This window comes from Periweissella ghanensis (genome assembly GCF_918814755.1).
GTDB lineage: Bacteria > Bacillota > Bacilli > Lactobacillales > Lactobacillaceae > Periweissella > Periweissella ghanensis.
Genome location: NZ_CAKKNT010000022.1, coordinates 24,830 through 32,804, shown reverse-complemented (window position 1 = coordinate 32,804; position 7,975 = coordinate 24,830). Strand labels below are relative to the sequence as shown.

At 39.7% G+C, this 7,975-nt stretch carries 6 protein-coding genes; 1 reads left to right on the top strand and 5 read right to left on the bottom strand.

All coding sequences use genetic code 11. The annotated features are described in order from the left end of the window. Positions 1-194: 194 nt before the first annotated feature. The 4 genes from LQZ76_RS07440 to LQZ76_RS07425 form a co-directional block, all read right to left on the bottom strand. Complete coding sequence (locus tag LQZ76_RS07440) at positions 195-4,499, bottom strand: PolC-type DNA polymerase III (RefSeq protein ID WP_230099115.1); 4,305 nt, start codon at positions 4,497-4,499, stop codon at positions 195-197. Between the two features lie 70 nt (positions 4,500-4,569). Next, on the bottom strand, positions 4,570-5,565 hold the full coding sequence (locus LQZ76_RS07435; protein ID WP_230099114.1) for an aldo/keto reductase: 996 nt from the start codon (positions 5,563-5,565) through the stop codon (positions 4,570-4,572). A 38-nt stretch (positions 5,566-5,603) separates the two neighbouring features. Beyond that, a complete protein-coding gene (locus tag LQZ76_RS07430) occupies positions 5,604-5,783 on the bottom strand; it encodes a hypothetical protein (RefSeq protein ID WP_230099113.1) in 180 nt (59 codons plus the stop codon). Positions 5,784-5,831: 48 nt separating this feature from the next. Further along, entirely contained in the window at positions 5,832-6,122 is a 291-nt protein-coding gene (locus LQZ76_RS07425; protein WP_230099112.1) for a HesB/YadR/YfhF family protein, read from the bottom strand. A gap of 218 nt (positions 6,123-6,340) precedes the next feature. Here LQZ76_RS07425 and greA point away from each other — a divergent pair, with 218 nt between their 5' ends. Next, the gene (gene greA, locus LQZ76_RS07420; RefSeq protein WP_230099111.1) at positions 6,341-6,826 is read left to right on the top strand and encodes a transcription elongation factor GreA; all 486 of its coding nucleotides are present in this window, start codon (positions 6,341-6,343) and stop codon (positions 6,824-6,826) included. A 191-nt stretch (positions 6,827-7,017) separates the two neighbouring features. Here greA and LQZ76_RS07415 read toward each other — a convergent pair whose 3' ends face one another. Beyond that, positions 7,018-7,965 carry an L-lactate dehydrogenase gene (locus LQZ76_RS07415; RefSeq protein ID WP_230099110.1) on the bottom strand — a complete coding sequence of 316 codons (948 nt, stop codon included), beginning with the start codon at positions 7,963-7,965 and terminating at the stop codon, positions 7,018-7,020. Between the last annotated feature and the right edge of the window lie 10 nt (positions 7,966-7,975).

Below are 7,975 nucleotides of genomic sequence, written 5' to 3'. Positions count from 1 at the left end.
TTAGCCAATTTTTTTAATCGTATTCGATTAGAATTGGCATAAAAAAAGACCCTAAATCTTTTACGATTTAGAGTCTAAAAACTCAATATCAACATCATTTGACAAAGAGCCCAAAAATCCCGACCGAATTTCTTAAATTCAGTCGGGATTTTTGCATTTTATACCGTATCTATTTACCTTTAGTCACACGTTGTTTAAAAATCAAACAATGACAATTGATTTTCATCTGGTAATCCGTCTAAAACGTGGTGCGTCGTCATAAACTCAATTAAAGTTGATGATACTTTACCACGCAATTTCAAATCTTCTTTTGAAATAAATTCTTGATCGGCCCGGGCAGCAATAATTTGCTTCGCCACATTATCACCAAGCCCTGGTAACGCATTAAATGGTGCAATTAAAGTATCACCATCAATTAACCAGTCTAACGCATCTGATTTTTCAAGGTCAACCATCGCAAACTTCAAACCACGTTCAAGGGCTTCATTCGCCAATTCTAACACGGTCAAAGTTTCTTTATCTTTGGCTGAGACATCGTTACCTAATTTATAAAGTTCATTGATCGCGGCTTTAACACTATCTTTCCCATTAGCCATCGCGACAACATCAAAACTATCCGCCCGCACAGAGAAGTACGCACTGTAGTATAACGTTGGGAAGTACACCTTAAAGTATGCCACCCGTAACGCCATTAAAACATACGCCGCGGCGTGGGCTCGGGGGAACATATATTTAATCTTCAAACAAGAATCAATGTACCATTCTGGGACCCCGGCTGCTCGCATTTCGGCTTGGTATTCATCACTGACCCCTTTACCTTTACGCACTTTTTCCATAATTTGAAAGGCTGATTCAGAGTCCATCCCATAGTTGATTAAATCGGTCATGATTTTATCACGGGTCCCAATAACATTGGCAATCGTGGCCGTTCCATCTTTAATCAATTCATCAGCATTGCCAAGCCACACATCGGTCCCGTGAGATAGCCCAGAAATTTGGAGTAATTCTGAATAGTTTTTTGGGTGCGTTTGTTCCAACATCCCACGAACAAACCGGGTTCCAAATTCGGGAATCCCTAATGTTCCGGTTTTTGAATAAATCGCATCCGGACTAACACCTAACGCATCCGTCCCCGAGAAGAGACTCATAACGCCTGGATCATCCATTGGAATCGTATGGGGATCAATCCCCGACATATCTTGAAGTGTACGAATCATCGTTGGATCATCATGACCCAAAATATCAATTTTTAAGATATTATCGTGAATTGAGTGGAAATCAAAGTGGGTTGTTTTCCACGTTGCGTTAATATCATCGGCTGGGAATTGAATGGGTGTGAAGTCGTAAATATCCATGTAATCAGGCACAACTAAGATTCCGGCTGGGTGCTGACCCGTTGTTCGTTTAACCCCGGTCGCCCCTTTTGCTAACCGTTCAACTTCCGCTGAGCGTAATTCGATTTCGGTTTCACGTTCATACGCTTTAACATATCCAAAAGCCGTCTTATCAGCAATTGTCCCAATTGTTCCCGCCCGGAAAACATTATTTTCACCAAACATCACTTTAGTAAAGTTATGGGCAATTGGTTGGTAATCACCTGAGAAGTTCAAATCAATATCGGGAACCTTATTTCCTTTAAATCCAAGGAACGTTTCAAAGGGAATATTTTGCCCATCCCCAACCATGCGAATATGACAGTTCGGACAATCTTTATCGGGTAAATCAAACCCTGATTCATATTCCCCTTTGGTAAAGAATTCACTGTGTTTACATTCAATACACCGGTAATGGGGTGGTAAGGGGTTAACTTCAGTAATCCCAATAAAAGTGGCGACCACAGATGAACCAACTGACCCCCGTGAACCAACCAAATAGCCATCTTTATTTGACTTAGCAACTAAGCGTTGCGAAATTAAGTAAATAACTGAGAATCCGTTGGAAATAATTGATTTTAACTCTTTATCGATTTGTTTTTGCACGACATCTGGTAACGGCTTGCCATACAATTCCCAAGCAGTCTCATACGTTCGCCGTTCGATTTCTTCATCCGCTCCTGGCATATTAGGCGTATACAACTGGTCTTTTAATGGCTTAATATCTTCAATCGTATCAGCTAACGCATTAGGTGCATCAACCACGATTTCATGAGCCACTTCAGGGCCAAGAAAACTAAATTCAGCTAATAATTCATCGGTCGTTTTAAAGTATAAATCTGGTAGTGTCGTTCGATTAAGCGGGTTCGCCCCCCCTTGTGATTTAACAATAACATCCCGATAAACGCGGTCTTCGGGGTTAAGATAGTGTACATCCCCCGTTGCCACCACTGGAATATCCAGTTCATGGCCAATTTGGACTAAATTAGCTAAAATTTCTTCTAACTTAGCTTCATCAGCAATTAATTCACTTTCAATTAACGGTGCATAGGCCGCTTTAGGTTGGACTTCAATATAATCGTAGTATCGGGCTAATTCTTTGGCCTTTACCATCCCTTTTTGCATAATTGCTTCAAAGACTTCCCCAGTATTATCACCAGTTCCAATCAATAAACCTTCGCGATATTGATTTAGCAATGAATGTGGCATCCGTGGGACCCGGTAAAAGTAACTAATATTGGCCGTTGAAATCAACTTAAACATGTTTTTGAGACCAGCTTGGGTTTTAGCTAAAATCGACACGTGATTAGGGCGCGCATGCTTCCATGAATCATTATCTGTCATGTGTTCATTTAACTGATCATGGAATGTAATGTCATATTGCTCTTTGGCAGTTTGCAAGAACAACATGTTTAATTTACCCGTCGTTTCCGAGTCAAAAATGGCCCGGTGGTGATGTTCCAAATTAACGCCAAATTTCTTCGCTAAAGTATTCAAGCGGTACCCTTTTAAGTCCGGGTATAAAAAGCGCGCTAACGTTAAGGTGTCAATCACTGGATTTGTAATTGGACCAACTCCATGGCGGTCATAACCTGTATTCATAAAGCCCAAGTCAAACGTCACGTTATGCCCAACTAAAATCGCATCACCATAAAACTCACGGAATTCACGAAAAACTTGCTCTTCCGATTTTGAACCTTGAACCATTGAATCCGTAATTGACGTCAAATTAGTTGTCGTTTCTGACAAATGAAACCCAGGATCAATAAATTCTTCAAATTCGGCAATCACATTCCCTTTAACCATTTTAACGGCGGATAATTCAATCACTTTATCATAAATCGCTGATAACCCAGTTGTTTCCACGTCAAAGATAACATATTCGGTATCAGGTCCATCCAATGGGACATGTTTTGGATTAATCCCAATTTCAGCCCCATCACTAACTAAATTAGCTTCAACCCCATAGAGCATTTTAATGTCATTTTTCTTAGCCGCTGCAAAGGCGTCGGGAAAGGCTTGCACCCCAGTAGTATCAGTAACAGCAATTGCCCGATGTCCCCATTTACTAGCTTGTTTAACTAAATCACCAATATTATTAGTGGCATCCATCGCTGACATATTTGAGTGCACATGTAATTCAACACGTTTATCATCTTCAGGAGCCGTATCTTGCCGGCTTTGGTGTTCAACGACTTGAATATCATAAATATTAATCACTAAGTCATGTTGATACGTATCTTCTTGAACTGAACCACGAATTCGGACCCACATGCCTGGTTGAATATTTTCAAAAAATTTCGTATCGTCATCATCACGTGAGAATTTTTTGGCTAAATATGAACTTGAATAATCGGTTACTTTAAGTGATAATAACTGCCGTTCTGAACGCAATACCCGGACTTCTGAATCAAAAATGTATCCTTCAATCACTACTGAACGTTCTTCTTGATTAATATCAATCATCCGGGTAATTTCGGCATCATCAGCAATTCGGCGACCTAAAGCTAACTTCGCATCGCCATTTTGACTGGCCGCTTGCATCTTAGCTTGGGCTTGTTGGGCAATTTCACGTTCTTTAAGCATTTGCGCTTCACGTAATTGTTGAGTGGTCGTTTCATTTAATTCTGCATCCACCAATACTTCAAACGTGACATCAGTAATCCCTAGTCGGCGATAGGCATCACTAATGGCTGCTAAACCCGTTTGATGAAAATAATTTGCCGCAATTTGATTTTGGACCTTTAATTGTAACTTACGTCCTTGATCAACTGTGGTGGCAGCCACAATCATTTGTTGCATACCACCTGACAATTCGGCAAATTGAACCACAAATGGCCAATACGTCCAGACTGCTTCATGGGCTGGTTGTACAGCATTGGCTAACTTAAAGTTCCACTTTACTTTGGCAATATTGTTAAAGGCCGTTTGTAAATTAGCGACAAATTGGGTCAATACTGGTAATGACCATAAACTTTGCGTGGCAAAATTAAATTCCCAAACTTCCGAAATTTCATGCACAACGACACTATCAATTTGTGCTGCTTGATAAACCGTGTGATCGTTGTTGGCTAAGTTAAGTTGCTCAAGTAACTTAACGAATAATTCTTGTTTATTTAAACTCACGTCGTAACCCTTTTCTCTTATCCCAATATCTGGCTAGAAAACAAAAAAGCAGCCGAGGGCCACTTTTGCATTATTTTCCAGATAAAATATCATCAATTATTTTAACTTCACTTGCAGATAACGTCATATTATCACTAAACCGGATATTATCTAATAAGTGATTAACACTTGACGCACCAATAATTACAGATGGTACGCGTTCGTCTTTAAGTAGCCATGCTAATGCTAATTGTGACAATTGTTGCCCGCGTTCATGGGCCAAATCATTTAACGCATTCAATTTAGCAACCACCTGGTCAGGCCCTTGATCAAGCATTAATTTATTAGACCAGTGTAATGGCATATCAGCTGGAATGCCATCAAGATATCGATCAGTCAACAGACCTTCCGCTAACGGGCCATAGGCAATCACCCCAGCACGGTGTTTAGCCGCTGCTTCTAATAAACCATCAGCTTCAATTTCACGATTTAACATATTATATGACACTTGGTTACCAACAAATGGCGTACCGAGTTCTTCAAAGATTTCAGCAATCGCATTAAATTGAGCCGTTGTATAATTAGAAACCCCAACGTACAATGCCTTACCTTGCCGCACTAGTAAATCCATACTTTCCGCAACTTCACGGACATTAGTTTCTGGATCAAACCGGTGGGCATAAAAAATATCAACATAATCTAAATGCATGCGTTGCAATGATAAATCTAATGCTTGTACCATCGTCTTTTTAGAAGTAAATTCACCAAATGGTCCAGGCCACATGTGAAAACCAGCCTTAGTGGTAATAACTAACTCATTTCGATAAGGCTTAAGGTCCTTTTCAAAGACCGCCCCAAAAGTTTCTTCGGCACTACCGGCAGTTGGCCCATAGTTAGAAGCGTTATCAAATGAAAAAATTCCATTATCAAAGGCTTTTAAAATCACTTCACGGGAATTACTAAGTGGCTTTTCATCCCCTAAATTACGCCATAACCCAAATGATAAGGTTGGTAAAATCATCCCCGTGTCCGCAACGCGACGGTATGGGAGCTTTTCGTATCGATCATCTGCTGCTGCAAAAACCATCAGTTTCCTCCAATTATGCCCGCTATTGCTTGGCAAGTTTATTTTTTACTTTCACGTACAATTTCAGCATCCAAAAGCTTAATTAATAAACGTTTCCGAGCACGCGGACGCTTCGTAGCTTCAGTATAAATCGCATGTTTTGCTTGGACCAATTTAAGTTCAGCTTCGTAGTTGGGGTTAATCTCCGCTTGCATCGCTAAATATTCATCTAAATTCATCTAATTTTCCTCATTGATTCATCATGTTTTTGGTGATTGCATCTAATTTTAACTAAAATTATACTCCGGACCAATTTCATCATCATTAACGTTTACAGTTAGATGATAATCACTAAATAACCACTCGTCACGTTCATTAACATAGTAGTTAATACCATCTTTTTCAACTAAAATAACGGGATTTTTAGGTTGGTCATCGCGCGCCATTGCTACTGAAAAACCCTTATGAACATTGGTTGCTCCATAAGTTTTACCATAAAACCGCACGCCATTACCTGGCACTAAACTCATTTCATTTTGGAACCATTTACTTGCTTGATCTGTAACCGTCAATTGCATTTATTTGGCCTGCTTTCATTAACATATCCTGCAATCTCTCTCATGTCAGTATAGCACATTCTGATTTTTAGAAAAATAGTTAATCTAGCCTTGATTTAAGCACACCCACTTTACCTTAATTATGGCATGATTTCTGTTAAAAAAAGAAAAGGTACTTGTCATGACGCCATTTGCGTGCTACATTAATCTTGCTATATTTATAAAAAGGACGTGAACTCATGGCTGAAGATAAACAATTTCCAATGACCCTTGATGGTAAGGAAAAGCTTGAAGCAGAATTAAATGATATGATCACCAACAAACGTGGTGAAATTACAAAACGGATTCAAATCGCTCGTTCATTCGGGGATTTATCTGAAAACTCAGAATACCAATCAGCAAAGGACGAACAAGCCTTCGTTGAAGGTCGGATTAAGACCCTTCAAAACATGTTGCAATACTCAGTTATCATTGATAGCGATGCCATTGCATCTGATGAAGTTTCAATTGGTAAAAACGTTACCTTTAAAGAACTTCCTGATGAAGAGCCTGAAACTTACTCAATTGTTGGGGCGGTTGAAGCCGATCCTTTGAGTGGTAAAATCTCAAACGAATCACCTATTGCTAAAGCCCTTGATGGTCACAAAGTTGGCGATAAGGTTAGTGTACCGCTTCCAAATGGTGCTAGCATGGATGTTGAGATTCTTAGCGTTAGCGTTAACTAATTAACATTTAAGCCACACAAAAAAGCCCTAGATTGCTCAAGTCTAGGGCTTTTTTAATTGTGTGAATAATCCGAAGAAACCTACAACGTACGCTTGGCGATAGAATTCTTTTGGATAAGCTTATTCTAACGCATTCGCTTAAATAATTAAATTATTTTATCAGTATAGGATGTAAATTTTATATTAATAATTTACATCTTAGCAAAGGCATCTTGCGTAATCGCTTTTAATGTTTTCGCTGACGCTTGCATTCGTTCATTTTCAGCCGGTGACAAAGGAATCTCAATCACTTTGGCGACCCCTTGAGCATCAATAATTGCCGGTGTCCCAATGTAAATATCATCTAACCCATATTCACCTTCTAAATATGCCCCAATTGGCAAGACCACCCGTTCATCACGTAAAATTGCACGGCTAATCCGAGCAAGTGACGTAGCAATCCCATAGTAAGTTGCCCCCTTACGGTTAATAATTTCGTAAGCTTTATGGGCCGTTTGATACAGAATTTGTTCTAAATCATCATCTGATAAGTTAGCATCCTTAGCAAACGCCTTTAGTGGTCGACCACCAATTTCGGCTTCATCATAATTAGCAAATTCTGAATCACCATGTTCCCCCAAAATATAAGCGTTAACTGACCGTGGATCAACATTGAATTGCTTACCTAAAGCCACCCGTAACCGTGAGGTATCAAGCGATGTTCCTGATCCAAACACGCGGGTTTTTGGTAGACCAGAGAACTTTTGGGCCGCATAGGTCATAATATCAACTGGATTAGCTGCCACAACGATAATCCCATTAAATCCTGAAGCCATCAATGGTTCGATGATTGATTTCATAATTTTTAAATTCTTATCGACTAATTGCAACCGCGTTTCACCTGGTTTTTGCGGTGCTCCAGCTGTAATAACGACTAATTCAGCATCTTTAGCATCAGCATAATCACCACTGTAAATGTTTTTAGGGGCGGTAAAGGCGGTGGCATCTTCCAAATCTAAGGCATCCCCTTCGGTCTTATCCTTAAAAACATCGACAATTACTAATTCTTCCGCCAATTGTTGTTGCACCATTGCAAATGCATAGGCTGAACCAACGGCCCCATCACCGATTACAACTACTTTACGTCCTTTTAAAGCCATTATTAAATCC

Bases quoted from the DNA above. Each gene is read 5' to 3' on its own strand.
- greA (WP_230099111.1), top strand. From the start codon at position 6,341: ATGGCTGAAGATAAACAATTTCCAATGACCCTTGATGGTAAGGAAAAG.
- LQZ76_RS07415 (WP_230099110.1), bottom strand. From the start codon at position 7,965: ATGGCTTTAAAAGGACGTAAAGTAGTTGTAATCGGTGATGGGGCCGTT.
- LQZ76_RS07430 (WP_230099113.1), bottom strand. From the start codon at position 5,783: ATGAATTTAGATGAATATTTAGCGATGCAAGCGGAGATTAACCCCAAC.
- LQZ76_RS07435 (WP_230099114.1), bottom strand. From the start codon at position 5,565: ATGGTTTTTGCAGCAGCAGATGATCGATACGAAAAGCTCCCATACCGT.
- LQZ76_RS07425 (WP_230099112.1), bottom strand. From the start codon at position 6,122: ATGCAATTGACGGTTACAGATCAAGCAAGTAAATGGTTCCAAAATGAA.